The organism is Altererythrobacter chaiwopuensis (genome assembly GCF_054957755.1).
Window position 1 is genome coordinate 1560436 of the sequence record NZ_JBTXJG010000001.1, and the last position, 26711, is coordinate 1587146.

28 protein-coding genes are annotated in these 26711 nt (G+C 61.3%); 15 read left to right on the plus strand and 13 right to left on the minus strand.

Annotated elements, in window-relative coordinates; genetic code table 11:
• Positions 1-67: 67 nt before the first annotated feature.
• Positions 68-1519 carry a magnesium transporter gene (gene mgtE, locus ACX2DJ_RS07745; RefSeq protein WP_462571891.1) on the minus strand — a complete coding sequence of 484 codons (1452 nt, stop codon included), beginning with the start codon at positions 1517-1519 and terminating at the stop codon, positions 68-70.
• Positions 1520-1631: 112 nt separating this feature from the next.
• On the opposite strand from mgtE, the gene ACX2DJ_RS07750 reads away from it, so the two are divergent.
• The 4 genes from ACX2DJ_RS07750 to miaB all read left to right on the plus strand — a co-directional run bounded on the left by ACX2DJ_RS07750 (position 1632) and on the right by miaB (position 4921).
• Positions 1632-2093 carry a peptidylprolyl isomerase gene (locus ACX2DJ_RS07750; RefSeq protein ID WP_462571892.1) on the plus strand — a complete coding sequence of 154 codons (462 nt, stop codon included), beginning with the start codon at positions 1632-1634 and terminating at the stop codon, positions 2091-2093.
• Between the two features lie 16 nt (positions 2094-2109).
• Complete coding sequence (locus ACX2DJ_RS07755; protein ID WP_462571893.1) at positions 2110-3039, plus strand: hypothetical protein; 930 nt, start codon at positions 2110-2112, stop codon at positions 3037-3039.
• Positions 3023-3481 (plus strand): hypothetical protein, encoded by a 459-nt coding sequence (locus ACX2DJ_RS07760; protein ID WP_462571894.1) that lies wholly within the window; start codon positions 3023-3025, stop codon positions 3479-3481. Before ACX2DJ_RS07755 ends, ACX2DJ_RS07760 begins: the two co-directional genes overlap by 17 nt.
• Positions 3482-3592: 111 nt before the next feature.
• The gene (gene miaB / locus ACX2DJ_RS07765; protein WP_462571895.1) at positions 3593-4921 is read left to right on the plus strand and encodes a tRNA (N6-isopentenyl adenosine(37)-C2)-methylthiotransferase MiaB; all 1329 of its coding nucleotides are present in this window, start codon (positions 3593-3595) and stop codon (positions 4919-4921) included.
• On the opposite strand, the gene ACX2DJ_RS07770 is transcribed toward miaB, so the two are convergent.
• Positions 4918-5817 (minus strand): hypothetical protein, encoded by a 900-nt coding sequence (locus ACX2DJ_RS07770; protein WP_462571896.1) that lies wholly within the window; start codon positions 5815-5817, stop codon positions 4918-4920. The two genes, miaB and ACX2DJ_RS07770, sit on opposite strands and share 4 nt — an antisense overlap.
• Before the next feature lie 139 nt (positions 5818-5956).
• Between ACX2DJ_RS07770 and ACX2DJ_RS07775 the strand changes: the two genes are divergently transcribed.
• Positions 5957-6994: a PhoH family protein gene (locus tag ACX2DJ_RS07775; RefSeq protein ID WP_462571897.1), complete on the plus strand. Its 1038-nt coding sequence runs from the start codon at positions 5957-5959 to the stop codon at positions 6992-6994.
• Between the two features lie 78 nt (positions 6995-7072).
• Here the strand turns inward: ACX2DJ_RS07775 and ACX2DJ_RS07780 are convergent, their stop codons facing one another.
• From ACX2DJ_RS07780 to ACX2DJ_RS07790, 3 genes are all read right to left on the minus strand, one after another.
• Positions 7073-8488: an amidohydrolase family protein gene (locus tag ACX2DJ_RS07780; RefSeq protein WP_462571898.1), complete on the minus strand. Its 1416-nt coding sequence runs from the start codon at positions 8486-8488 to the stop codon at positions 7073-7075.
• Between the two features lie 113 nt (positions 8489-8601).
• Positions 8602-9687, minus strand: coding sequence for a helix-turn-helix domain-containing protein (locus ACX2DJ_RS07785; protein WP_462571899.1), 1086 nt, complete (start codon positions 9685-9687; stop codon positions 8602-8604).
• Positions 9688-10141: 454 nt separating this feature from the next.
• Positions 10142-10537: a cupin domain-containing protein gene (locus ACX2DJ_RS07790; RefSeq protein ID WP_462571900.1), complete on the minus strand. Its 396-nt coding sequence runs from the start codon at positions 10535-10537 to the stop codon at positions 10142-10144.
• A gap of 96 nt (positions 10538-10633) precedes the next feature.
• Here ACX2DJ_RS07790 and ACX2DJ_RS07795 point away from each other — a divergent pair, with 96 nt between their 5' ends.
• The 4 genes from ACX2DJ_RS07795 (at position 10634) to ACX2DJ_RS07810 (ending at position 13581) form a co-directional block, all read left to right on the plus strand.
• On the plus strand, positions 10634-10870 hold the full coding sequence (locus tag ACX2DJ_RS07795; protein WP_462571901.1) for a hypothetical protein: 237 nt from the start codon (positions 10634-10636) through the stop codon (positions 10868-10870).
• Between the two features lie 320 nt (positions 10871-11190).
• A complete protein-coding gene (gene ybeY, locus ACX2DJ_RS07800; protein WP_462572571.1) occupies positions 11191-11676 on the plus strand; it encodes an rRNA maturation RNase YbeY in 486 nt (161 codons plus the stop codon).
• 74 nt (positions 11677-11750) lie between these two features.
• A complete protein-coding gene (locus tag ACX2DJ_RS07805; protein ID WP_462571902.1) occupies positions 11751-12623 on the plus strand; it encodes a hemolysin family protein in 873 nt (290 codons plus the stop codon).
• Positions 12624-12696: 73 nt separating this feature from the next.
• A complete protein-coding gene (locus ACX2DJ_RS07810; RefSeq protein WP_462571905.1) occupies positions 12697-13581 on the plus strand; it encodes a LysR substrate-binding domain-containing protein in 885 nt (294 codons plus the stop codon).
• Positions 13582-13583: 2 nt separating this feature from the next.
• Here ACX2DJ_RS07810 and ACX2DJ_RS07815 read toward each other — a convergent pair whose 3' ends face one another.
• The 7 genes from ACX2DJ_RS07815 to ACX2DJ_RS07845 form a co-directional block, all read right to left on the minus strand.
• Complete coding sequence (locus ACX2DJ_RS07815) at positions 13584-14471, minus strand: lysophospholipid acyltransferase family protein (protein WP_462571906.1); 888 nt, start codon at positions 14469-14471, stop codon at positions 13584-13586.
• Positions 14443-14865 (minus strand): Fur family transcriptional regulator, encoded by a 423-nt coding sequence (locus ACX2DJ_RS07820; RefSeq protein WP_462571908.1) that lies wholly within the window; start codon positions 14863-14865, stop codon positions 14443-14445. The genes ACX2DJ_RS07815 and ACX2DJ_RS07820 overlap by 29 nt, the downstream gene beginning before the upstream one ends.
• 88 nt (positions 14866-14953) lie before the next feature.
• A complete protein-coding gene (locus ACX2DJ_RS07825) occupies positions 14954-15394 on the minus strand; it encodes a Ros/MucR family transcriptional regulator (protein WP_462571910.1) in 441 nt (146 codons plus the stop codon).
• A gap of 119 nt (positions 15395-15513) precedes the next feature.
• Positions 15514-16005 (minus strand): GNAT family N-acetyltransferase, encoded by a 492-nt coding sequence (locus tag ACX2DJ_RS07830; RefSeq protein WP_462571911.1) that lies wholly within the window; start codon positions 16003-16005, stop codon positions 15514-15516.
• Positions 16002-16643: a tRNA (adenosine(37)-N6)-threonylcarbamoyltransferase complex dimerization subunit type 1 TsaB gene (gene tsaB, locus ACX2DJ_RS07835; protein ID WP_462571912.1), complete on the minus strand. Its 642-nt coding sequence runs from the start codon at positions 16641-16643 to the stop codon at positions 16002-16004. Before tsaB ends, ACX2DJ_RS07830 begins: the two co-directional genes overlap by 4 nt.
• A 36-nt stretch (positions 16644-16679) precedes the next feature.
• On the minus strand, positions 16680-17288 hold the full coding sequence (locus tag ACX2DJ_RS07840) for a malonic semialdehyde reductase (protein WP_462571913.1): 609 nt from the start codon (positions 17286-17288) through the stop codon (positions 16680-16682).
• A gap of 24 nt (positions 17289-17312) precedes the next feature.
• Positions 17313-17897, minus strand: a complete 585-nt coding sequence (locus ACX2DJ_RS07845) for a NifU family protein (protein WP_462571914.1) — start codon at positions 17895-17897, stop codon at positions 17313-17315.
• A 97-nt stretch (positions 17898-17994) separates the two neighbouring features.
• Here ACX2DJ_RS07845 and ACX2DJ_RS07850 point away from each other — a divergent pair, with 97 nt between their 5' ends.
• The 5 genes from ACX2DJ_RS07850 (at position 17995) to ACX2DJ_RS07870 (ending at position 25600) form a co-directional block, all read left to right on the plus strand.
• Positions 17995-20994 (plus strand): M16 family metallopeptidase, encoded by a 3000-nt coding sequence (locus tag ACX2DJ_RS07850; RefSeq protein ID WP_462571915.1) that lies wholly within the window; start codon positions 17995-17997, stop codon positions 20992-20994.
• Between the two features lie 143 nt (positions 20995-21137).
• Complete coding sequence (locus tag ACX2DJ_RS07855; protein WP_462571916.1) at positions 21138-22511, plus strand: class II 3-deoxy-7-phosphoheptulonate synthase; 1374 nt, start codon at positions 21138-21140, stop codon at positions 22509-22511.
• A gap of 73 nt (positions 22512-22584) precedes the next feature.
• On the plus strand, positions 22585-23856 hold the full coding sequence (gene egtB / locus ACX2DJ_RS07860) for an ergothioneine biosynthesis protein EgtB (protein WP_462571917.1): 1272 nt from the start codon (positions 22585-22587) through the stop codon (positions 23854-23856).
• A 4-nt stretch (positions 23857-23860) separates the two neighbouring features.
• Positions 23861-24847 carry an L-histidine N(alpha)-methyltransferase gene (gene egtD / locus ACX2DJ_RS07865; protein ID WP_462571918.1) on the plus strand — a complete coding sequence of 329 codons (987 nt, stop codon included), beginning with the start codon at positions 23861-23863 and terminating at the stop codon, positions 24845-24847.
• Between the two features lie 78 nt (positions 24848-24925).
• Complete coding sequence (locus ACX2DJ_RS07870) at positions 24926-25600, plus strand: retropepsin-like aspartic protease family protein (protein WP_462571920.1); 675 nt, start codon at positions 24926-24928, stop codon at positions 25598-25600.
• Positions 25601-25741: 141 nt separating this feature from the next.
• Here the strand turns inward: ACX2DJ_RS07870 and ACX2DJ_RS07875 are convergent, their stop codons facing one another.
• The gene (locus ACX2DJ_RS07875; RefSeq protein ID WP_462571921.1) at positions 25742-25933 is read right to left on the minus strand and encodes a hypothetical protein; all 192 of its coding nucleotides are present in this window, start codon (positions 25931-25933) and stop codon (positions 25742-25744) included.
• Positions 25934-26059: 126 nt separating this feature from the next.
• Between ACX2DJ_RS07875 and ACX2DJ_RS07880 the strand changes: the two genes are divergently transcribed.
• Positions 26060-26419 (plus strand): Rap1a/Tai family immunity protein, encoded by a 360-nt coding sequence (locus ACX2DJ_RS07880; protein ID WP_462571922.1) that lies wholly within the window; start codon positions 26060-26062, stop codon positions 26417-26419.
• Positions 26420-26711 lie beyond the last annotated feature (292 nt).

Here is a 26711-nt window from a genome sequence, read left to right on the forward strand (position 1 = left end):
GATTGCCGCGCCGCCGCCCGCGCGGCTCCCCGCAATGACCCCCGCATTGACCCTAGCATTGACAAGATCAAGCCAGCCCCGCTGCCACCGCCAGCCCCAGGAAGGCGAAGAAGCCCATCGAATCCGTGATCATCGTCACAAACACGCTGGAGGCAACCGCCGGATCCTGGTTGAGCCGTTCGAACATCACCGGCACCAGCACGCCCGCCATGCCCGAAACGATGATATTGATGATCATCGCAGTGGCAATCACCGCGCCCAGCTGCGGCGTGAAAATGGCCGCCGTGCCAAGGCCGATCAACACCGCGATGGTCGCGCCATTGAGCAGAGCGACGCGCAATTCGCGCCTGACGATGCGCCAGGTATTGGCGCGGGTCAGCTGGTTGGTGGCGATCGCGCGCACCGCCACCGCCATGGTCTGAGTGCCGGCATTGCCGCCGATACTGGCAACGATCGGCATCAGCACCGCCAGCGCCACCAGCTTTTCGATCGCGGCGCCGAACATGGCGATGATGAAACTTGCGACCAGCGCCGTGCCAAGATTGGCGATCAGCCAGCGCACGCGGCTGCCATAAGCCTCGCGGATCGGCTCGTTGATGTCGCCTTCGCCCGCGCCCGACAGCAGCAGCACGTCTTCGCCCGCCTCTTCGGAGATGATGTGGACCACGTCGTCGACGGTCATCTGGCCGACCAGCCGCCCGCTTTCATCTACCACCGCGGCCGAGATCAGCGCGTATTTCTGGAACATCAGGGCGAGCTCTTCCTGGTCGGTACTGACCGGGATCAGCGTCTGGTCGCGCTTCATCACGTCGGACAAGGCGATGTTGCGCGGCGTGGTGAGGATCCAGCTCAATGCGCAGGTGCCGACGGGGTGATGCCGCTCGTCAACCACGAAGATCTCGAAGAAATCGGTCGCCAGATCATGCCGCCCGCGCAGGTAATCGATCACATCGCCCACACTCATGTGCTCGGGCACGGCCACGAAGTCGCGGCTCATCAGGCGCCCGGCGGTTTCTTCGGGATAGGCCAGCGCGCTTTCGATTGCGGCGCGGTCTTCCGCATCGAGTTCGGCCAGCACCGCCTGCTGGTCCTCTTCGTCGAGATCCTCGATCAGCTGGACGGCGTCATCGGTTTCGAGCTGTTCGGCGATGAAAGCAACAGCCTCTGCCGGCAGCGCCTCCATCATGTCTTCGCGAACATAATCGTTGAGTTCGGCGATCACTTCCGAGCTCATCAGGTCGGTGATCGCGCGCGCCAACGCAGTCCGGTCATCGCGGTCGAGCAGCTCGAACAAATCGGCGATGTCGGCCGGGTGGAGCGGCTCTACCAGGTCATAGACCGCGCCCTTGTCGCCTTCATCAAGCGCATCGCGCACGCTACGGACATATTCGGGCTTGAGCCGGTTTTCCTCGTCGTGGCGCTCGTCGTCGATGCGGTCGTCCGGGTGCGGGCCTTCCTCTTCCGGCGCATCGGCCAGCAGAAGGTCCTCATCTTGGTCAAGGCGCACGTCTTCGGACATGCGCACGGTCTAGGCTCGGGCGCATGAAAAGCAAGGCTGCAAGCCGCCTTGGGGGTGACTCATGCCCACAAGTCTCTATATCGGCGCGCAGGAGCCCCAAGGAGATTCACGCATGGCTGATACACTGACTTTCACCCTCGACACCGGCAATGGAGAAGGCGGCGATGTCGTGATCAAGCTGCGCCCCGATCTTGCCCCCGGCCATGTCGAGCGGATCACCGAGCTGGCAAAGGAAGGCTTTTACGATGGCGTGGTGTTCCACCGCGTGATCCCCGGCTTCATGGCGCAAGGGGGCGATCCCACCGGCACCGGCATGGGCGGCAGCGACCGGCCTGACATCAAGGCCGAATTCAGCGCCGAACCGCATGTGCGCGGCACCTGCTCGATGGCGCGCACCGCCGTGCCAGACAGCGCCAACAGCCAGTTCTTCATCTGCTTCGATGACGCGCGCTTCCTGGATAACCAGTACACCGTGTGGGGCCAGGTCGAGAGCGGCATGGAACACATTGACGCGCTGCCCAAGGGTGAACCCCCGCGTGAACCAGGCAAGATTGTGAAGGCAGTGGTTGGGTAAGCTGACGCGAAACGCGTTGCGGGGAATAGCGCTCCCTTCGCTCGCCTTGCTGCTCAGCGGCTGTGTCACCTATGCTGACATCACCCAGTCGCGCAGTCCGTGCCGGATGGAGCCGGGCGGTTGGTGCGGATTTGTGCGTGAGGCGGCAGCAGAAAGCTATCCCTATGCACTCGCCTCGACCAATGCCTATCTGGGCGATAGCGACGCTTATGGAAGCCTCGAACCTCTGTTGAAGCGGATCGAGCGGCTGCCGATCGATGAAGCGGACTCGAAAACGGGCTTCGACTATCAGGTTTTTGAGCAGTTCGCCCCGCCACGCGAGAGTGCAGAGCGCAGGTTGATCGCGCGCATCGTTGCATTCCGCGGAACCGATTTCGACGGTGCGCGAGACATCTGGTTTGGCTCGGTCAAGAACGACCAGAAAGACATCGCGCTGCGATACTTCGCAGCCGAGAAAGAGCGTTGGGGCGATGATGTACCGTGGATTGTGACCGGTCACTCGCTGGGCGGCGCGCTCGCGACCGAGGTCTCCATCGTTCATTCGGACGTGAGGGCCTATGCATTCAATGTCTCGCCCTTCTATCGTGGCGATTCGATGGTGAATGCCGCCAACCGCACGGTAATAAACGAACGCGGCGAGGCGCTGCGCTATTTTCGCAAGTTCCGCTCTGCCCCGGCGGCGGATTTGTTCGTGGTCAACTGTGCGCCAGAAGCGGATCGGTTCACCAAGCACAAGATCAGGCAGCTGGCTGACTGCATCACCTGGATTGCTGCGTATGACCGTTCGGACGCGCATGAAATCGTGAAACGCTACGCGATCGCAAAGCCCCCGGTCGAATGCGGCACGCCCGGCAAACCGCATCCCGGCGCGGGCGCGCCTGTCACCGAACCTTGCGTGCATGTGGCACGGCGGGAGAAGCCGGGAAAGAATGGCGAAGCCGAGTGATCCTGCGCTAGCCGCCTCATTGGCGCAGCTCGCACAAGTCATGCGCGATACGCGCGACGACTGCTGGGTGATCGGCAGCGCGGCGGTGGCACTCCACGGAGGCGATCCGGGAGAAATCGCCGATATCGATGTGATCGTCTCGCGGCGAGATCTTGACGCGCTTTATGAACGCCTGTCGCTCGCCGACACGCCCGATGCGGGCAAGGCGATGTTCCGCTCGCAACGCTTTGGCCTGTGGAGCGAGCCCGCCTTGCCGGTCGAATTCATGGCCGGGCTTCAGGTTTTGCGAGGCGGACAATGGCTGTCGGTGCAAGTGCAATCGCGCGCGATAGTCCGTTGCGGTGACGTCCATGTGTTCGTGCCCGAACGTGCGGAGCTGGTTGCCATCCTCGAACTATTCGGCCGCGAGAAGGATCTTCGGCGCGCTGCCACACTTTCGTGAGTTCCTGCGCAGGCAGGAACCCAGGCTGATCCGCCGCAACTATGCTCGCGCTTGCGCAGGAGCGCACAGTCCTTGGCAGGGGCGAACCTTCCCGCTAAAGCGCCGCCTCCAATGAAACCGTCCCCCGCCCCCAAAACCTACCGCGTCAAGAGCTTCGGCTGCCAGATGAACGTCTATGACGGCGAGCGCATGGCTGAGCTGCTGGGCGATCGCGGCATTACGCCCGCGCCGGAAGGCGAAGAGGCGGACCTGGTGGTGCTCAACACCTGCCACATTCGCGAGAAGGCCGCCGAGAAGGTCTATTCCGACATCGGCCGGCTAGTGAAGGCGGGTGAGGCGGTCGGCAAAAAGCCGCTGATCGCGGTTGCGGGATGCGTCGCACAGGCCGAGGGCGAAGAGATCATGGCGCGCGCCCCGGCGGTGAGCATGGTGGTCGGCCCGCAGGCCTATCACCGTCTGCCCGAGATGCTCGACAAGGCGGTGAAGGGCGAACGCGCGGCCGATACCGACATGCCTGCGATCGCCAAGTTCGATTCGCTCCCGCAACGCCGCAAGATCGGCCCCACCGCTTTCCTCACCGTGCAGGAAGGGTGTGACAAGTTCTGCACCTATTGCGTGGTACCCTATACGCGCGGGGCAGAAATCTCACGTCCGTTCAGTGATTTGATTATCGAAGCTCAGAGACTGGTGGAAGCCGGTGCGCGCGAGATCACGCTGCTGGGCCAGAACGTCAATGCCTGGTCCGGCGAGGATGACAAGGGGTGCGCGCAGGGGCTGGCGGGGCTTATCCGCGCGATTGCCAAAATCGATGGGCTCGAGCGGATTCGCTACACCACCTCGCATCCGGCCGACATGGATGAGGCGCTGATCGCCGCGCATGGCGAGGTCGCCAAGCTGATGCCCTATCTCCATCTGCCGGTGCAGAGCGGGGCTGACCGGGTGCTGAAGGCTATGAACCGCAGCCACACGGCGGAAAGCTATTTGCGGCTGCTCGAACGGTTCCGCGCGGCCCGGCCCGACATTGCGCTGTCGGGCGATTTCATCGTCGGATTCCCGGGCGAGACCGAGGCCGAGTTCGCGGATACGCTGAGCCTGGTGGACGAGGTCGGATATGCGCAGGCCTACAGCTTCAAATATTCGCCCCGTCCCGGCACGCCCGCCGCGACCATGGATGGGCAGATCGCGCGCGAGGTGATGGACGAACGGCTCCAGCGCCTTCAGGCCGCGCTTAATCGCGACCAGTTTGCGTTCAATCAGGCCAGCGTAGGCAAGATCTGCGAGGTGCTTGTCGAACGCAAGGGCAAGCACGACGGCCAGTGGCTCGGCAAATCACCCTGGCTGCAAAGCGTGTGGTTCGAGGGCGACTGCGCGATTGGCGATATGGTCACGGTCGAACTCGCCGAAGCCGGGCCAAACTCGCTCAAAGGCTTGCAACTTTAGTCGCCTTCATCCTTGTTCATGGAACGAATTGTGGAATCGTACAGCGCAGTTCCGGGCGCATTCGCGCGCATTGCATACAATCCGCGAAGATAGGCTAGGTCGAAGTCTGATAGTTCAGGTGGTGCCATTTCGGGAGCAAGAAAAAGCGAAAGAATCGTAGGTAGGCTGCTTGCTGCCTCTTCCGAGATTTCGTCAGTCGTGGCGAACAGGCGGAAACTGGCGTAATCGGCCAGTTGTATCGCTGTCTTACCGGCAACCGCGCCGGTATCGATCAGGACGACCGCTGCGGTCACGTCCATCCGGATTGGCTGATTCAGTCTGCCAATCTGGAACTGGCTGTTTACCTTCACCTCGTTTCCGTTCATCTGCATTCCGGAAAATTCCCTGCCATCCACTCCGCGCACCTCAGTTACCTGCCAGGCAAAGACCGGATCGCGCGAGTTGAGCAGCTTTTTCACATCAAGTTTCTTCAAGCTGTCGAACAAGTGAGGATAGTTCTTGCGTGCCGCGCTGAGCTGTCCACGCCCGTCGCGCGACAGGATAACCAGGGCATTGGGCTGGCATTCGCCATCGGCAACCGGCACGTCTGCGCGCTTGGCATTTTCAATTATACGCGCCGCAAAGCTTTCTCCCACGGCGGGATTGACTCCTGCCACAGCGAGGCACAGCGGCTCAAAAAAGCGTGGTAACGGGCGCCCGAACTGCAGGCGACCAACAACCTCCTTAGCCAGGCGGCGCGCAGCGACTTCCTGCTGCTTCCGGTTGCCCTCGACCAAAATCGACGGGTCATCCTCCGCTTGCGCCGCGGCTGGGGATGGAAACAGAAACATCGCAGCACCGATCAGGGCAAGTGCTGCATAGTTCTGGCGAATTGGGATTACACGGTGCTGTTTCATTCCAAGATGAACGCACAAATTCCTATAAAATCAAAAGATAAAGGACGAATGGCGGATATCCTTCGGCCAACGGCACAAGAGCGCTTGTCAGGCTCGGCCAAGAGCCTAAATTCAACAATATCGAGTTCGAAAGGAGCGCATGGCACGTAAACCCGCTAACAAGCATCCGGGCGAGACCGGTTCCACGGTTTCCGCCTTCCCTGCAACCAAGCCGCGCCGCGCGCGCATCGAAATGAGTTTCGAGGATCAGTCGCTGCTGGGCGCACTGTTCGGCCAGTTCGACGCCAATCTGGTTCAGGTCGAAAATCGGCTGGGCGTGTTCATCTCCGCACGCGGCGGCCAATTGCAGATCGAGGGGCCGGAAGACAGCGTGGCGCGCGCGCGCGACACCATTCAGACCATGTATGATCGGCTGGCGCGCGGCGAAGACCTTGATGCAGGCGCGATTGAATCGCTCATCGCCATGTCGAACGAGCCGACGCTGGAAGGGATCATCTCGGGCGAGGATGAGGCCCCGCCAATCATGATCCGCACGCGCCGCAAAACGATCGTGCCGCGCAGCGCCAACCAGATCCCCTATATGCGCCAGCTGGCGAAGGATGACATCATCTTCGCACTCGGCCCAGCGGGCACCGGCAAAACCTATCTTGCGGTGGCACAGGCCGTCAGCCAGCTGATCAGCGGCAGCGTGCAGCGCCTGATCCTGTCACGCCCGGCGGTGGAGGCGGGCGAAAAGCTCGGCTTCCTGCCCGGCGATATGAAGGAGAAGGTCGATCCCTATCTTCGCCCGCTCTATGACGCGCTCTATGACTGCATGCCGCCCGAGCAGGTTGAGCGGCGGCTGGCCAGTGGCGAGATCGAGATCGCGCCGATCGCCTTCATGCGCGGGCGCACGCTGGCCGACAGCTTCATCATCCTTGACGAAGCGCAGAACACCACGCGCGAGCAAATGAAGATGTTCCTCACCCGCTTCGGCCAGAACAGCCGCATGGTCGTGTGCGGCGACCCCAGGCAGGTCGACATTCCCGGTGGGGGCGGGCAATCGGGGCTGGCCGATGCGGTTGGCCTGCTGGAAGGCGTCGAAGGCATTGCGATCACCCGCTTCACCGCCGCCGACGTGGTGCGCCACCCGATTGTGGGCCGGATCGTCGAGGCTTATGAGGGGAAGGCGGAGTAGGTTCGGGGGGAATGTCCCCAAACGCACCAGTTGCGGACGTTAGCAATCAGGATTTGGTGTTCGAATCTTTCTTACACCCTACCGCACCAATACATGCTCCAGAAGTCGCCAACGCGTGCGCCACTCACTCGGACGGCGCGACACATCTCGCAGATTTTCCAGCGCGGCCTCATCGTACCAATACCCGTTGGCCATCACGCCAACCGGTCGGCGCAATATCTGGAAATCCTTTCGCGGATCGGCGTCGAGCAGCACCATATCGGCAGCCAGCCCTGGCGCGATGCGGCCGGCGCGGACTTCCGGCGCCATGATTACAGCCGCATTGATCGTACCGGCCTGCCATGCGGCGACCGGCGTCAGTCCGGCGCGCACAAGGGCCTCCAGTTCTTCGATCGCAGAGACGCCGTGCGGCGTGGCCATCACTCCGGCGTCGCTGCTGACGACAAGCGGGACACCGGCGGCGTGAAGAGCGCCAGTGAAATCTTCGTAGGCCGCCTGCATGCGAGGACGGTCGCTTGTCTCCTGGTTAGACCAGTACTCGTATTCGCTTTGCTGAAAATCGAAGATGACCGGGTTGAAACCGGTCATGTCGGCGCGCTCAAGGTGGGCGCCGCGGGTTTCCACGATACGCGCGAGATTCGCGTGCACAGCAAGGGTCGGGGAAACCGTCACACCCGTGCGCGCGAATTCCGCTGCGAGCTGGTGCATGCGCTCCGGATCGGTTTCGTCGTCGAGACCATGCCAGACGATTGATTCGGCGTGCTCTATGGTTCGAAACCCCGCCGCCAGCGTGGCTGCAATGTCTATGGGGTCCGCCTCCGTGCCCTCAACAGGATGTCCGCTGACGCTCATGCCTAAGCGGTCGGCCTCGGCCAGAATGGCTGCAAAACTTTCATGCGATAAGTTGGAATAGAGTTTGAGGCGCCGATAACCTTGCTCGTACTGACGTCTCACAGCCCGGCGCGCTTCTCGCGGTCCGGACACAAGTGTCTGGAGCGGATTGGTGTTCCGGCCGCCGCGTTCATTCAGGATCGTGCCGGTTGTGATCAGGCGCGGCCCGGCTAACCGCCCGGTTGCGATACGCTGCGCCATCGGCAGGTGAAAGGGCATGCCGCCAAGATTGCGGATCGTGGTCACGCCGTGTGCAAGGCCGGCCGCCAGATCGGCCTCATCGAAGACATGAACATGCAGATCCATTAGGCCGGGCGTCAAGACGAGCCCTGTCCCGTCAAGCAAGCGGACGCCATCAGGAAGAGTGCGCCCCGCCAAGTCACCAACTGCCTCGATCATCTCGCCGACGACAAGCACGTCCTGCGGCGGCGAAAGCGCGCTCTCCGATGGGTCTAGCACGGCGACATCGTGAATGAGATAAGCCGGCGCCCGTTCGGGCGGTTTCAGCGCTGCCGGCGCGCCGCGGCCGCTGAGAAGCAGAAGCAGGAGCAGGAGCAGAGAGATGATGAGAAGGACGAAAAGGCAAGGTTTGGCGCGGAACATGTTCGTCTCCTTGTGGATCGAGACGGCAAGGCCTAAAGGGTTAAGAAGCGCCGCGTCGTCCGAGATCCGGAATCCGCACGTGCGGAAAATTCCGGACGCTCGGCCTGACTGGATCAATCGACGGAGGAAGTACCTCGCTCAGCATCGCGCCGGATGGCAAGCCACGCGGTGGGTGTCTGCGTGAACGCACGCTTGAACGCTGCATTAAAGACCGATTTCGAACTGAAGCCGGCGGTGAAGGCGATCTCAAGCACGGTGGCGCGCGATTGACCGGCGGATACTCTTTCCAGCATGGCGCAGACGTCCTGTAGGCGTAGGGCGTTTATATAGTCGTTGAAATTTTGCCCCGTCGCCTGCCTGATAGCTTGCGAAACCTGCCGCTCGCTCAGGTCGGCTTCAGCGGCAAGTTCGGCGCGCGTAAGACGGGGCTCGGTGTAGAGCGCTTCTTGGTGTAGCACCTGCTTGATCCGCGCGAAATTGGATGAATCGAGACTGGGTTCGCCCGATGGCTGAATTTCCGCCGGTTCCTCCTCAAGGCTGTCGGGCGGCAGGCCTTCGAACAAATTTTCACGCCGCACTGCCATGAAGATTAGCCCCGCCGCCATGGCGAGCGACACGCTCAGCTGGACGATGTAGGCTTCGTTGGAGGCGAGCCAGGGCCATTCGTCATGCAGCCAGCGCCCGTCCATGCGCAAGCTGTCGAAGCCCCCATTAACGACGAACACCGCGATTAGCCCATAGAGCAGGTTCAGTCGGATGCGCGCCGCGTCCGAGCGCCGTTCCGGCAAAGTTCTGTGAAAACGGTGAACAAGCCACGCCGAAGCGCCGGCATAAATCAGCAGGCTCAACCGCGCTCCATGCTCGACAAGGTCAAGCTGTGAACCGGTAAGCACCAGGCCGATGATAAATGGCAGGATGTGCAGCGCATCGGCGGGGCGCAGGGCTGACCCGGAAAAGATCAAGCCTCTAATGAGCAGATAAAAGAGCGGCGGGAAGAGCAACCGAAAGGCCGGTGTGACAACCCAGATAGACCGAAACCCGGCCGCTTCCTCCACAATGTTGAACACCATCCAGATAGCCGCCATCATCATCAATGCAGTTGCGGCGTGAAGACGTGGGCGGCCTAGGCTAAACGCCACGCCTGTTAGGGCGATAGTGGCCAGAGCCACTTGAATCAGATTGGCGAGACTAACCTCCATCTTGACTGGTTAGCCCAACGTGGCCCGCCGCGAAAGCATACGGATAGCACTGTCAGAGAGGCTTTGTCGGGCTAGCGTGGCTGCTGGGTAGTAGGGATTCAAGTTCGTGGCCATGAGCCGAAAACCGCGAGGCTTGCCTGAATCCGATTCCACCCCCTTGCAGACATCGCGCACGCTTGAACGCGTTTCCTACGCCGGTTTGATCGCGCTTTGGCAGGGGTATGTCCGCACCAACAGTCCCTTTCCAGCACCGCCGCCTGATCCCGCAGATCGATGATCCCGAAATACGGCATGTCCTGCAACGCTTGAGAGATGCTTCAGATGAAAACCATCTTCCGGCGTTTCGAAGGTGCCTGCGCCGATACGGCCCTGCGTAAAGCCATGCCGATCAGTGCGGATTTCTGTTGTTCGCTTAAGTGCGAACAATTCCTTCTGAAAAGACAGCCGAAAACACTTATTCGGTAGTTTTGCCGTCGAAGTGTTCGTGGCTGGCGTTTGCGTCGGCGCAGGTCTTGTGAATAGTTCCGTCCAGATGCTCCGGCGGACCATAGATCGTGTAGAGTTTGAGGGGCTCTGACCCGACGCTTTTCACATTGTGTTTTGCGCCTTGGGGCACGATTACCCCATCATCTGCTTTAACCTTATACACCGTGCCATCGATGGAGATTTCACCCTCTCCAGCCTCGATCCGGAAGAACTGGTCCCGATCATCGTGAACCTCCTCGCCTATCTCCTCTCCAGGCTTGATCGACATCAGCACCAGTTGAAGATTATGCCCGGTGTACAAAACGCGGCGGAAGTCACTGTTGGCTTCCGTCAGGCTTTCAATGTCGTCGGCAAAACCCTTCATGACACTCTCCATCTGGCAAGGTATGGTAGTAGAATGACTTGTCGGCCATGGGCGCACAAGAAAATTGTGAAGAGGTTGGATCGGTGGAGCGCGACTATGATCTTTAGAATGCCCGCCCTCGGCCTGTTGGGCTTCATCGGCTACAAACGGTTGAAACCAAAACATCGTGCTGTGAACGCAGCTTATGCTGCTGACCAACCCCACAACCACCACACCGACATTCGGGATGCAGGCCCCGAAGCCATGCGCGACCCTCCCGGAGGTGAGTGGACGGAGACTGACGAAAACCTCGACGAGAGCTTCCCGGCAAGCGACCCACCGGGCGGATATTGAGTGCTGCCCTATTTGCCACCCCCTTCAGCCATCGGGCAGGCTTGAACGCGTTTCCTACGCCGGTTTGATCGCGCTATGGTGGGGCATGGCCGCACCAATAGATCCCTTCCAGCACCCGCACCTGATTCCGCAGATCGGGCGGGGCCGCTTTTTATCCTTTGAACCCTGTTCCATGTGTTCCATATGGGCATCAAGCGTGCACTTGCTGCGATGAACCGAGCAATATCTCGGTCCGTCATTCCCTCGAACGCGGGAATCCAATGCGGAGGCACCCTTTCTATGACATGGTTTCCCGCTTTTGCGGGAATGACGAAAAACTGATGAATCTCGATATCGACATCGAAAGCTGGCCTGCAGGCGAATGGGAAGCACTGGCCTTGCGCGTGGCGGAGGCTTGCGCGGCAATCGCGCCCGAACTGGCCAACCCACGCCTCGAAACCTCGATCCTCTTCACCTCGGACGAGGAAGTTCACGCGCTCAACCGCGAATGGCGCGGGCGCGACAAACCCACCAATGTCCTCAGCTTCCCGATGCTGATCCGTGCGGAATTGCTTGAGCTCGCACCGGAAGGCCCGCCCGAGATGTTGGGCGATCTTGCACTCGCCCATGGCACTTGCGTGCGCGAAGCGGCGGAGAAGGGCGTGCCGCTGGAACACCATGCCGCACATCTGATCGTGCACGGATTGCTCCATCTTTCCGGCCATGACCACGAGACAAGTGAGGAAGATGCGGACAAGATGGAGGCTTTGGAGATTGCGATACTTGCAAACTTGGGTATCGCAGACCCATATGGCGATTGTGATTAACAGGAGCGACGAAGTTTAGGGCCATGCCCGATTCCCCATCCCCCGCGGGAGACGCGGACAGTAGCAGCGGGCTGATGTCCGCGATTCGCAGGATCTTGAGAATCGGTGAGGGCGACCGCAGCCTTCGCGCGCAGCTCGAAGAAGCGATCGACGAACACGAGGACGAGCAGGGCAGCGAAAGCCAGCCCGTGGCAGGCAATGGCGATCTTTCGCCGGTCGAACGCCAGATGCTGCGCAATCTGCTGCACTTCAGCGAGCACGATGCGGATGACGTGGCGGTGCCACGCAGCGAGATCATCGCGGTCGAAGCGACAACCAGCTGGGATGCACTGGTCGCTGCCTTCAGCGAAAACGGGCATTCGCGTATGCCGGTCTATCGCGACACGCTCGATGAAGTGATCGGCATGATTCACATCAAGGACGTGTTCCCCTATCTGGCGAAACGCGAACCTCCACCCAGTGACTGGACCACGCTGATGCGTCAGCCGCTTTACGTGCCGCAGGTGCGCGGCGCGCTGGACGTGCTGGCGGATATGCGCGCGCGGAGAGTGCACCTGGCCATCGTGCTTGATGAGTTCTCCGGCACGGACGGCCTGATCACGATCGAGGATCTGGTCGAGGAAATCGTTGGCGAAATCGAAGATGAGCATGATGACGCGCCCGAAGCGCTGATTGTGCCGATCGGCGATGGAATGTGGGACTGCGACGCCCGTGCCGAACTGGATGATGTCGCCGAGCTCGTCGATCCGCGCCTGGCCGAAGTCAACGAAGCGGTCGATACGCTGGGCGGGCTCGCCTATATCCTGGCCGAACAGGTGCCTGCGGTCGGTGCGGTGGTGGAGCATCCCAGCGGTTGGCGGATCGAAGTTACTGCAGGCGACGAAACCCACGTTACCCGGCTTCGGCTGCACGCTCCCGCAGATGCGGGAACAGCAAGCAATGAATAAAAATCAGCCCTGAGGTTCGATTTTCTGCATCTTTTCGGCGCGCAATGCGTATCAGTCGAAGGAGATTCGCCAGATGCCCAGCCGCCGCCTTCCCCCCCTTCGCGCCCTAGAGGCTTTCATGCGCACGGTGCGCCTGGGCTCGGCACGCGCGGCGGCCGAGGAAATCGGGCTGAGCCCTTCGGCGCTGTCGCGCCGGATCACGAATCTTGAAGAATTCGTCGGCAAGAAATTGTTCACCCGTGCGCGCCAGTCAATGCAGCTCACTGACGAGGGGCAGGCCTTCTACGAGGCGGTCAATCCGCACCTCGAGGCTCTGGCCCGTGCGGTCGAAAGCCAGTCTGACAATATTTCGCTGTTGCGCCTGAGGCTGGGGGTCTTGCCGCTATTCGGCAGCCAGCGACTGTTCCCTCATCTGGGCGAATTGCGCAAGCGCCACCCCCTGCTCCACATCGACATTGACACCGGCCCGCATCTTGAGGACCGAGTGGGTGACACGCTTGACGCGGCGATCATTCTGTCGCGCGGGCCGAGGCAGGGATTGCACGCGGTGCGGCTCGATCACAACATGGTCCATGCGATCTGCAGCAAGGAATTGGCGCAGGCGTTGGGCGATACCCCCGATATCGAGAAACTCGCCAAGCAGACCTTCCTGATCCACAACGAGCTGCCTTCGAGTTTCGAGGCGTGGAAGCAAGCGCTGGGGCTGGAAGATCTCGAGCCGACAGCGATCGATCATTACGATTCGGGCCAGTTGATGCTGGCCGCCGCGGCGCAAGGGCTGGGCATAGCGATCATGCATGATGATCACATGCGCCGTGCCGCCGACAGCCGCCTGACCGATCTCTACGGGGTCGAGGTCGAAAGCCCATACAGCTATTGGTTTGTGTGCAAGCCTGCCGCGCTCGAATTCCGTCCGGTGCGATTGTTCCACGATTGGCTGGTGGGCGCCGGGCTGTAATCCTATTCGATCGGGTACTGCTTCTCGGGTGCGCGGTAACGCACCGGATCGACCGAGTATTCGAATTCACGCAACGGCTTGCCCAGCGCATTTTCCAGCGCCTCCTCGATCCGGCCCCGCGCCTCTGCCGCGATGGCCTTGCGCCCGTGGTGGTCTTCGGGGCTGAACGGCTCGAGGAAATGCAGCTCAAGCTGGAATGAGCCCTTGCGGGCAAGCACCCGCTTGGCATTGTTCAGCCCGGTCTCTTCACCCACCCAGCCGATCCACTCGGCAATCTCGCCGTAATGGAGCATCACTGGCTGCACCAGCACCTCGGCGGGCGGTGGCTCCAGCACGCGCAGCATGCTGGTCTTGAAGGGCAGCAGCGAATGGCCGTCGGTCACCGTGCCTTCGGGAAAGACAGTGACTGACCAGTTGTCGCTCAGCGCTTCACGCAAGGCGTTGATTTGCGCTGCCACCCCCATGCGGTTCTCACGTTTGACGAATACGGTGCGGTTGAGGCTTGCCAGCCACCCGACCACCGGCACTTCCGCCAGTTCCGCCTTGGCAACGAAGGCAGTGCCGCTAGCCCCGGCGACTGCGAGGATGTCGAGCCACGAGACATGATTGGCGATGAAGAATACGTCGCGCTTGAGCGGCGTGCCCACCACTTTTGCGCGCGCGCCGCAAACCCGCGTGGCAAAGCGCAGGAAATACATCGGGAAGGGAGAGCCATAGGCAAGCAGCCGGTAAAGATAGTGCAGCGGCACCAGCACCACGAGGGCCAATACCAGCTGAAATGCGCGCCAATAAAGGCGCATCCATCCCATCGGGCTAATCTTGGTGGGTTCGCCGCGCGCCGCGGCCGCACGCAGTTCCGCGTCAGTCGTCGCGCGAGAGGCGGACGCCATAAAGTTCCATCCGGTGATCGACCAGCCGATAGCCCAGCCGCTCCGCGATCACGCGCTGCAGCGCCTCCAGTTCCGGGTCGACGAATTCGACCACCTTGCCGGTTTCGACATCGATCAGATGATCATGATGCGCTTCGGGGGCCGCCTCGTAACGTGCCCGCCCATCTCCGAAATCGTGCCGGTCGAGTATGCCGGCCTCTTCAAACAGGCGGACCGTGCGATAGACCGTGGCGATCGAAATTTTCGGATCAATGGCAGAGGCACGTTCGTGCAGCAGCTCGACATCAGGGTGGTCCGCGCTTTCGGACAGCACGCGCGCGATCACGCGGCGCTGTTCGGTGATCCGCAGCCCCTTGTCGGCACAAAGTTGTTCAAGATCGATCTTCTGCGGCAAAAGGCCCTCCGCCAGGTTAAGTAAGCGCCCTGTACCTCTATAACCAATATCGGCACAAGGCGCTCACCTCAAGCTGATGCCTGGAAGATCAGGCAGTTTTCTTGCGCCGACCGCGCTTTTGGCCCGGAATTTTGCCAAGGCCGATCTCCTTGGCGAGCTTGCGCCGCGTTTCGGCATAGTTTGGCGCCACCAGCGGGTAATCCGGGCCAAGCTCCCACCGCGCACGGTATTCGTCGGGGGTCATGCCATGCTCAGTCGAAAGATGCCGCTTCAGCATCTTCATCTTCTTGCCGCAATCGAGGCAGACGACGTGATCCTTCTTTACGGACGCACGAATCGACACCGCCGGTTCGGGCCGCGCCTCTGCCACGGTTGCCCCACCGCCGAGCGATGAAAGCGCTGCGAATACATTGCTGATCAGCGACGGCACGTCGTCAACCGCTACGGAATTATTGCTGACATGCGCCGCTACGATGTCAGATGTAAGTGTAATCAGCGTCTCTTTCATATCTGCTTCGGTCGTATCCATGAGTTCCTCGCAATTTTTTTGTGCTCGGAGTTTTCCCCCCGATCGTAAAACGATGAACCCAAATTCGTGAATTTGCAACCGGATAAGATGGATAAATTTACCTTATCCAGTAATTCTGGCTACTCAAGCGACAGGGCATAAGTAATTGCGTCCATGCGCGTGCCATCAGCCAGCAAATAATAGGCGCGGCGTCGGCCAATTGGCTCGAACCCCACCTTTCGGTACAACTCTGCTGCCGGGTTGTTCTCGCGCATTTCCAGGAAGATTCGTTCTGCTCCGTGCCAGCGGGCATGATCGCGCAAAACGGCAATCAGGCGCTCACCCAAACCGCGCCCTCGCATTTCGGGACGCACTGCGATCAGAAGCAATTCGGCCTCGCCCGGTGCATAACGCGTCAGCAGGAAGCCAGTTGCGATGGCTTGAGGCGATGCTGCGAAATCCAGCAACTCACCGGCGTCATTAACCACGAAGGCATGGGTATTGGGCATGGACAGCGCATCGCTGACCTGTCGCCGGTTCCAGGCCTCGCCCCATGCGGGATCGAAGGCGGCTTCCATTATCGCCATGACATGATCAAGCTGGCTGCCAGCGGAAGCGACCGGGCCGCTCATTTGGCCGCCACCTTGGCGGGCAATTTTGCATCGGGGCCGCGGCCATAGATCGGCGCCACCTCGGCCCCGAGGTGCAAGGGATCGAGCAGAAGGGCTTGCCGGGCATCGGGCAGCAGATCGAGTGCCTGGGCGTGCGCCCCGGCAAGATCGGCCAGCTCCTTCGCACGGTTGCCGGCAATAAGCGTGTGTTTGCAGGCGGTAATTGCATCTGCGGGACCAAGCGAGCGGACCTGGCCCTCGGCAATCGAATCGGCTGTGAAATTCTGGATGAATAATTCGCCGTGCCCGCCATTCATGCAGATGGTGACGGCCTGCTGTGGCCGCTGCGCCTTGGCCATCGCGGCCACCAGCGACAGCGTCGGATAGCCCAGCACCTCCGCCTGCCACGCAAAGCCGAGCGCGCGGGCGGCCGCAATGCCGATCCGCACACCGGTGAAACTGCCGGGACCAAGCGAAACGAGGATCCGGTCGGCGCGGCCCCTGTCCGGCAAAGCCGCGATCATTGGCACGAGCAATTCCGCATGGCCGCGCCCTAGCAGGCGGTGGTCATGCGCAATCAATTCGGTGCCTTCGAACAGCGCGATCGAACAGGCTTCCGTGGCAGTCTCTATCACCAGAGTGCGTTTGGGCGTGCGCATGACGCTGCGATGCCTCAGCTTGGCGGTGCCTGCAAGCTAGACGATCGAGTTGAACTTGTCGAAATCGGGCCGGGGGCTGCGTTCGAAAATGCTTTGCGGGTCGCCATAACCGATCGAGCAGATGAAGTTCACCCTGTGGCGCGGTTCATCGGCGAAGAAGGCGGCATTGACCGCACTGGCGTCAAAACCGGACATCGGCCCGCAATCAAGCCCCAGCGCACGCGCGGCGAGAATAAGATAGGCACCTTGCAGCGAGGAATTGCGAAAAGCGCCTTCCTCGCGCGCGACTTCGTCGCCTTCGAACCAGCTCTTGGCATTGGTGTGCGGGAACAGCCAGGGCAGCTCCTCGTGAAAATCGATGTCATAGGCGAGAATCGCAGTGACCGGAGCAGCCAGGATCTTGGCCTTGTTGCCTTCACTCGCACAATCGGCCAGCTTCTGCTTCGCTTCGGCCGATTTCGCCCACACGATCCGTATCGGCTGCATATTTGCCGAGGTGGGGGCCATTTTCATCAGGTCATAAATGGCGCGCAGCTGGTCATCGCTCACCGGCTTGGCGAGCCAGCCATTATAGGTGCGCGCTTCGTTGAACAGTTGATCGAGCGCGCTGCTGCTGAGTGTGACGTCGTGAAATTGCTTGGTCATGGGAATGTTCCGGCGTCGGAGAGGTCAGGCGGCGCGAACTTCGGTGACTTCGGGCACATAATGCTTGAGCAGGCCTTCGATGCCGTGCTTGAGCGTGGCGGTACTTGACGGGCAGCCGGAGCAAGCGCCCTGCAGCGTCAGGTAGACTACCCCGTCCTTGAACCCGCGATAGGCGATATCGCCGCCATCGCCCGCGACAGCGGGGCGCACGCGGGTTTCAAGCAGTTCGTGGATCTGTGCGACAATCTCTGCATTGGCGGGATCTTCCTCGACCAGCAGGGTTTCGCTGTCGTCAGCCGGCAGGCTGATTCCGGAGGCGTCGCCACCGGCAAACAGCGGCGCTTCGGATACGAAATGGTCAAGCAGGATCGCGACTACCTGCGGCTTGAGCCCGCTCCAACTCGCGCCCGGAGCGGCGGTAACACTGATGAAATCGGCGCCAAAGAACACATTGATCACTTCGCCCGTGTCAAAGATCGCTTGCGCCAGCGGGCTGGCTTCGGCGGCTTCGGGTGTGGCGAATTCGCGGGTGCCGCTGGCCATTACCTGCCGCCCGGGCAGGAATTTCAGGCTGGCGGGATTGGGCGTGGTTTCGGTCTCTATGAACATGCCAACCCATGTAGGCGCACCCCTTGGCATCGGCAAGGCAGCAAAGCTTGGCCACCATTCACTATCCCTTCACCTCTTGCTTCCTTATATGGGGGGCATGAATGCGTTTTTCCGTGCCATAGGCGCGCTCACCCTGCTGGTTACTCCCCTGGCCGCACCTCTCTCGCTTGCCGCGCAAGAGGTGCCTGCCGCTGCGCCCGCGCCGGCCCTGCCGCCCGCGTCGCTGCAAACCGGCGATGAAGTGCCCTGGCTCTATCGCGGCAGCAATATCCCGGTCGATCAGGAATGGCTGTTCGGAGAGATGGACAATGGCCTGCGCTATGCGGTGCGCAAGAACGGTGTCCCCCCGGGGCAGGTTTCCATCCGGGTGCGCATCGATGCCGGTTCACTGCACGAAGGTGATGACGAGCAGGGCTTTGCCCATCTGCTGGAGCACATGCTGTTCCGCGAGAGCAAATATCTGAGGCAGGGCGAAGCGATTCCGACCTGGCAGCGGCTCGGCGCAACCCTTGGGCATGATACCAATGCCGAAACCAGCCCCACGCATACGGTTTACAATATCGATCTTCCCGGAATCAGCCCCGCCGGGCTTGAGGAAAGCTTCAAGCTGCTTTCGGGCATGGTCCGTGAGCCGGTACTCAGTGACCGCAATATGGCCACTGAAGTGCCGATCGTGCTGGCCGAGATGCGCGAGCAAAGCGGGGCGGCCCAGCGCGTAACCGAACAGACGCTGGCCACCTTGTTCGCCGGGCAGCGCCTTGCCAACCGGCGCCCGATTGGAACGGAACGAACCTTGCGGGCCGCGGATGGCGCAGCAGTGAAGGCCTTTCATGATCGCTGGTATCGCCCGGAAAACACCCTCATCGTGGTGGTTGGCGATGCCGATCCGCTGCAGTTTGCGCGCCTGATCGAAACTTATTTCGGTGATTGGCAGGGTACGGGCGAGCACGTGCCCGCCCCCGATTTTGGCGATCCCTTGCCGCCGCCGGGCGCGGATGACGACAATCCACTGGGCGAGCTTTCAGTCATTGTCGAGCCGGATATGCCGCGCAGCCTGACCTACGCAGTTATGCGGCCCTGGCGCCAGGTGCAGGACACCGTCGTCTATAATGAAGGGCTGATGCTTGATGCAGTTGGGCAGGCGATCATCAACCGGCGGCTCGAAACGCGCGCGCGCAGTGGCGGACGCTTTCTGTATGCGCAGGTCGAACAGAACGATATTTCGCGTTCGAGCGATGCGACATTCGTCTCTTTCTCGCCGCTGGAAGGTGGCTGGGAAGAGGCCTTGGCGGAAGTGCGGGGGGTGATCTCCGATGCTCTGTTGCACCCACCCAGCCAGGAAGAGATCGATCGTGAGGTGGCGCAATTCGACACTGCCTTTGCCAGCGAAGTCGAGCAGCGCCGCGTGCTTGCCGGCGGAAATCTGGCTGACAATCTGGTGCGCGCGGTGGATATTCGCGAAACCGTGGCATCGCCCGAAGTGGCATTGGCCATATTTCGCGGGATGCGCGCACGCTTCACCCCGGCCAATGTACTCGAACACACGCGCAAGCTGTTTGAAGGCGCGGTGACGCGCGCGGTCTATGTAACGCCGCAGGAGGGCGAGGCGGACCAGGCGCGCCTGAGGCTGGCGATGGCACGTAATGTTGCGCCCGACGGCTCGGCGCGGCTCGCCAGCAGGACGATTTCCTTCGACGAGTTGCCCCCGATCGGCAAGCCAGGCGAGATCGTCGATCGCCGCCCGATCGGCCTGCTCGACATCGAACAGATCGAATTCGCCAACGGGGTGCGGGCGATTTTGTGGTCGAACGATGACGAGCCCGGCCGCGTGTCGGTAAAGGCCCGCTTCGGTGCGGGCTACCGAGGTTTTTCTGAAGCCGATGCACCCTATGTCGCGCTGGGTGAGGCCGCACTGGTTTCCTCCGGTCTGGGCGAAATCGACGAGAACGATCTGGACCGACTGGCGACGGGCCGCAAGATGGGCTTCGACTTCGCGATCGAGGATGCCGTGTTCACCTTTTCGGCACAGACCCGCTCGGCCGATGTGGCCGACCAGCTCTACCTCTTCGCCGCCAAGCTCGGCATGCCGCGCTGGGATCCCAACCCTGTGCTGCGAGCCAAGGCCGCGATGCAAATGGGCCATGCCTCCTATTCCGCGAGCCCGGCGGGGATTATCCAGCGCGATCTCGATTACCTGCTGCGCGATTCCGATCCACGCTTTGCCACGCCCGATCCGGCGATGATGGAAAAGGTCACGCCTGAGGGCTTCCGCCGGGCATGGGAACCGCGCCTGGCGGAAGGGCCAGTGGAAGTGCTGGTGTTCGGTGAGTTCGACCGCGAAGCGGTGATAGAAACGTTGCGCCGCACTTTTGGCGCCTTGCCCCCGCGCAAGCCGCTGAGCGCCGAAACACTTGCCCGGCTGCCCGAGTTCCCCCAGGTGGAAGGCGAGGCAACCAAGGTGCTGACCCATCGCGGTGATGCCAATCAGGCTGCGGCAGTGATTGCCTGGCCTACTGGCGGCGGCATCGAGCGGCTGCGTGAGTCCCGCCAGCTCGATATCCTGGTAGAGCTGTTCAACAACCGGTTGATGGATGCACTGCGCGAACGGCTGGGGGCGAGCTATTCGCCGCAAGCAGTGTCGCAATGGCCCACCGATCTGCCGCAGGGCGGAATGATCATGGCGTTGGCCCAATTGCGACCGAATGACGTGGCGGTCTTTTTCACTGAAGCAGAAAGGATTGCACGGGATCTTGCCGACAATCCGCCAAGCGATGACGAGATCACCCGCGCCACCCAGCCGCTGGCACAGTTGTATAGCCGCGCGGCAACCAGCAACATGTTCTGGCTGATGCAGCTTGAGGGTGCGAGCACAGATCCGCGCCGGGTAGAGCTGGTGCGCAGCCTGCTGGGCGATTATTCGCACACCACTCCTGAAATCATGCAATTGCTGGCGCGGCGCTATTTTGCGGCGCGCCCAGGCTGGCAGCTTGCCGTGATCCCCGAAGGGCAGGAATTGAAGCTAAATGTGTCCCGACCGGAGGCAGACGTGGCGAGTGGCACCGTGGCCCCCAAACGCGCCGCAGCCGCAGGGCGCTGACAAGCCGGGCTTGGGTCGCACCACGAAATTTTATTATCCTGTACGGCCATTGCACTTTGCATTTCTGAAAGCGGGCGTGTAACCGCGCCTGCCGTGAAGGCACAATTGATTGAACTGACATTACACGAATTGAGAATTTGACCGTGGCGCAAAATTGGACACCCGACGGCTGGAAGGCACACGAGGCGCGGCATTTGCCGTATTATGAGGACGCGGCCGAACTCGCCGAAGCAGAGACGACGCTCTCCTCCTATCCGCCGCTGGTCTTTGCCGGTGAGGCCCGTGCGCTCAAGGCAGAATTGGCCGACGTTGCCAATGGCCATGCATTCCTGCTTCAGGGCGGGGATTGCGCCGAAAGCTTTGCCGAGTTCCACCCGAACAATATCCGCGATACTTTCCGCGTCCTTCTGCAAATGGCGGTGGTGATGACCTTCGCCAGCAAGCGCCCAGTGGTGAAGGTTGGCCGCATGGCGGGCCAGTTCGCCAAGCCGCGCAGCTCGCCCACCGAAACCCAGGGCGACATTACGCTGCCAAGCTATCTGGGTGACAACATCAACGGGATCGAGTTTGACCCGGTCGCGCGCCGCAACGATCCCGCGCGAATGGTGAAGGCCTATTCGCAGGCTGCGGCAACGCTCAACCTGCTGCGCGCCTTTGCCGGGGGCGGCTATGCCAATCTGCGCCAGGTGCACCAATGGACGCTCGATTTCATGGGCCGGACGCCGTGGGCCGAGAAGTTTGCCGAAACCGCCGACCGGATCGGTGAAGCGCTAGATTTCATGGAGGCCTGCGGGATCGATCCGGCGACTGTGCCGCAGCTCAAGGGAACCAGTTTCTTCACCAGTCACGAGGCGCTGCTGCTGCCTTACGAACAAGCGCTCACGCGGCAGGATTCGCTCACCGGGGATTGGTACGCCACCAGCGCGCATATGCTGTGGATCGGCGACCGCACCCGTTTCCCCGGCAGTGCGCATGTGGAATTTGCGCGTGGCATCGGCAATCCGCTGGGCATGAAATGCGGGCCGTCGCTTGAGCCGGATGCACTATTGGAGTTGCTGGACGTGCTCAACCCCGCGCGCGAGCCGGGGCGGATAACGCTGATCAGTCGCTTCGGCCATGACAAGATCCAGCAAGGCTTGCCCAGACTGGTGCGAGCAGTGCAGCGCGAGGGCCATCCCGTGGTGTGGAGCTGCGACCCGATGCACGGGAATGTGATAAAGTCAGATAGCGGCTTCAAGACTCGCCCGTTTGATCGCATCCTTTCCGAGGTGAAAGGCTTCTTTGCGGTGCACCGTGCCGAAGGTACACATCCAGGCGGCATCCATATCGAAATGACCGGTCAGGATGTGACCGAATGCGTGGGCGGCGCGGTTGCCATTACCGACGATGCGCTGGGTGACCGCTATCACACTCATTGTGACCCGCGCCTCAACGCGGCACAGTCGCTTGAGCTGGCTTTCCTGCTGGCAGAGATGCTTAATCAGGAAGTAAACGAGCGCCAGACAAACGCCGCTTGATTGGTGCGCCTCACGGCCGTTGGTCGCGAGGCATGCCTTTCATTTGTCACGTCAATGAGGCATGGTCCATTGCATGGATCGGCAGACACAGGAACAATCCGTGCCCGAACCGCACGCTGACCTCTCCCAGAGCAGGGGTGGGACCCTGGCCGCCCGTTTTCGTGCGACACGCGGCCTGAGTGAGGCTCTCGTCGTGCCATTAAGCGACGCAGATGCGACGATTCAGTCGATGGAAGATGCTTCGCCGGCCAAGTGGCATCTGGCGCACACAACGTGGTTCTGGGAAACCTTCCTGCTGCGCGATCATGCGACGGATTACACACTTTTCGATGCGGATTGGCCGTTCCTGTTCAATTCCTATTACGAGGCTGAGGGCGAGCGGATCGCCCGCTTCTCGCGCGGGATGCTGTCGCGCCCCTCGCTGGAACAGGTGCTGGCCTGGCGCGCGCATGTCGACAAGGCAATGGCGCCGCTGCTGGACGATCCGGCGCATGCCGGGCTGATCGAACTTGGCCTGGCGCATGAGCAGCAGCATCAGGAATTGCTGATCACCGATATCAAGCACGCGCTGTTCCAGAACCCGCTTGGCCCGGCGATGTGGGATGGTGAGGCAGCCCCGGCATCCGGGCCGGAATCCGGCTGGCACACCCATCCCGGCGGCGTGGCGATGATCGGCCATCAAGGTGAGGGTTTTGCCTTCGACAACGAAGGCCCGCGCCACCGTGTGCTGCTTGAGCCTTTTGCGCTGGCACGGTCGCTTGTTACCAATCGCGAATGGCAGCAATTCATCGACGAAGGCGGCTATCGCGATCCGCGCCTGTGGCTGTCGGACGGCTGGGCCTGGCTCGGCGCACAGGATATCGAGGCGCCGCTCTATTGGCCCAAAGAGACCGAACGCGGCGAGCACTTTACCCTGCAAGGCTGGCAGGTGCGCGATCCCGATGCGCCGGTAACGCATATCTCCTATTACGAGGCGGATGCCTTCGCCACCTGGGCGGGGGCAAGGCTGCCAACCGAATTCGAATGGGAAGCGATGGCGCAGGGCGCGGATGCCGCCGCCGGCAACCAACTTGATGGGGCAGGGCCGGTGCACCCGCGCGGGAGCGAGGGCCTGTTCGGCGATTGCTGGCAATTCACCCGCTCGGCCTATCTCCCCTATCCCCGCTTCCGGCCTGCCGCAGGCGCGGTGGGTGAATATAATGGCAAGTTCATGAGCGGGCAGTTCGTGCTGAGGGGCGCGAGCTGCGCCACGGTGCGCGGGCATTCGCGCAGCTCCTATCGCAACTTCTTCTACCCCCACCAGCGCTGGCAGTTCACCGGGCTCAGGCTGGCAAAGGACATCTGACACCATGACAGCAAAGCAGGGCATGGCGCTTGTCGAGCGCGACGATGACGGCGTTGACCGCGCCTTCCGCGAGGATGTGCTGGCGGGCCTGGCACAGGCGCCAAAGGCGGTGCCCGCGCGTTGGCTATACGACGATGCCGGCTCGCAATTGTTCGAGGATATCACCCGGCTGCCCGAGTATTATCCTACCCGTGCCGAGACCGAGATATTGACCGAACGGGGTGCGGAATTCGCCAGGCTGATGGGCCGTGGCCGCGCGGTAGTTGAATTCGGCTCGGGCAGCTCGGTCAAGACCCCGCTGCTGCTCTCCGCCATCGAGCCGGCGGCCTATGTGCCGCTCGATATTGCTGGCGATTTCCTGCGCGCTGCGGCGGCAGAACTCTCTGCCAAGTTTCCCGGCCTGCCGGTCTATCCGGTCGAGGCCGACTTCATGCGCCGGGTCGAATTACCCGCCGCAGTTGCGGGCATGCCCAAGCTCGGATTCTTTCCCGGCTCGACCATTGGCAACATGGTTGCGCGCACCGCGGTCGACCTGCTGCGCACCATGCGTGCGACGCTGGGCGAGGGCTCGCAATTGCTGATCGGGATGGATTTGATCAAGGACCCCAAGATTCTTTCCGCCGCCTATGACGATGCAGCCGGCGTAACAGCCGAATTCAACCTCAACCTGGCGCGCCGCATCAACCGCGAGCTTGATGGCGATATCCCGATCGATGCGCTCAACCACGAGGCGCGCTGGGTGGACGACTACGCACGGATCGAGATGCACCTTGTCGCCCGGCGCGACATCACCTTCACCGTTTCGGGCAAGTGCTTCGCGCTGAAGAAGGGCGAGAGCATCCACACCGAGAACAGCCACAAGTTCAACCGCCGCACCGGCAACATGCTGCTGCTTGCGGGCGGCTGGACCCCGGCCAAACGCTGGCTTGACAGTGAAGGGCGCTTCTCGCTGGTGCTCGCCGACGCAACCATCCCGCGCAGCGCGCCTTAGGTACCTCTCTGTCCCGATAGACCAGGCCGATAGACCGGGCCGATAGACCGGGGCGTGCGCCTTGCCTATAAACCGGCCATGTCGATCGAATCCACCTGGCAATATCTGGCGATGACCTTGGCTGCGGTACCGCGTTCGGGCCTGCTGGTGCTGGTGGTGATCGCGATTGGCGTAAGCGCGATTGGCTCTTTCATGGTCCGGCGCCAGTGGCCGCTTGGCCTGTGGGTGCGCCGAGGCAGTACGCTGGTGCTCGGCGGCGTGCTGGTGCTGGTGGTATTGCAACTGGGGCGCTTCGATTCGCGGTTCGAAATGGCGGTTCCGCAGATCGGATTGCCGCAGCAAGTGGTGGAGGGCGGCGAAACGCGCGTCCCGATGGCGCCTGACGGGCACTTCTGGCTGCGCGCGCAGATCAACGGGGTGCAGGCGAATTTCATGGTCGATACCGGGGCCACGATCACCGCCGTGTCGCAGGATGTGGCAGACCGCGCTGGGCTAAAGCCGCGCCGCGGCGGGCTGCCGGTCATGATCAGCACCGCCAACGGCGCGGTTTCGGCTCAGTTGGCTACTGCTGACGAAATCCGCTTCGGCAATGTTGCGGCGCGCGGCCTTGATGTCGTTACTTCGCCCAGTTTCGGCGACACAAACGTAATCGGGATGAACCTGCTGTCGCGGCTGGCCTCGTGGCGGGTTGAGGGCGGCACCACCATGATCATGGTGCCCAATAACCCGCAGGCAGAGGTGGAATTGCGGTAGCGCCCGTCGGGGCGAAAGCTGGCTGGGGTGGCAGGAGCCCAAGATTTAGGGCCCTGTAACCAGCGGAACTCCTATATTCCCTTGTAATACAGATGCTAATGGCCACAGGATTGACCCACAGAGCATCGGAGACAAGGTTGCTTACCTGCAGAACAGAGGGAATAAGTGGCGGGCCAAGGTCCGCATATCCACGAAGTAGCTTTGCAGGTCGGATAGTTCGGTGTTCAATAATCGCTCGTCCGCTATGCCGTCAATCTCGCGGGTAAGATTCACCCGCTGATTTTCGGCCACCTTGTTCATGTCGTATTTGTGGAAGAGGATATCGACTGCCATTGAAGCCTCATCTAAGTCGCAGATCGACTATACAGCCTCAAAAATGGATTGCGGACTCAAGCCGCTGATCTTCTTGTGAACTGTTCGCAGGTCCTTACGTACGCACCATGAGGAGAAAGAGCTTAAATGAAAACCTTCCTGACGATCATTGCCCTGAGCCTCACGATGTTCTTTGCGCCCAAAGCGGCAGAGGCAACCACACCGATCTTGGATGGAAATAGTCTTTTTAGATGGTGCACAAGCGACGGTGACCTTTCTCTGGCTTGCCATGGATACATTCGCGGTATCTATGAACCCTTCGCCCTTGCTGCGACCGTGAGGAACGGCGACGCAGCCTATTTTTGCGTGCCAAGCACGGTTGATTACGAGCAAGTAAAGGACATTGTAGTCAGATATCTGCTTGAAAACCCGGAACAGCGGCATGGCTTCGCGCTGACACTAGTCGAGCAGGCATTGACTCAAGCATTCCCGGATTGCGTTCGATAGCTGATCCGACCTATGACAATCAGGCGCAGATGAAGGTCTTTACGTTCTTATATTGAAAATATTGGGGGAAGTCTGCGCTTGCTCGTTAAGCAAATGTCCGCCAACAAGTGAGAATGTCGACGCGGAAAAAAGGCTGGCTTCGTCTCTGGGTGGCCTTCGTCGTTGTTTGGGCGGCTTTCAGCCTGTGGCAGCACACCGAACGGCTTGATGCCTGCGAGAAGCAGTTCATAGCTGTCAAACTCAACAGCGCTGCCTTCAAGTCCTGCTTTAATGAATCGCTTTGGGCGTTTGG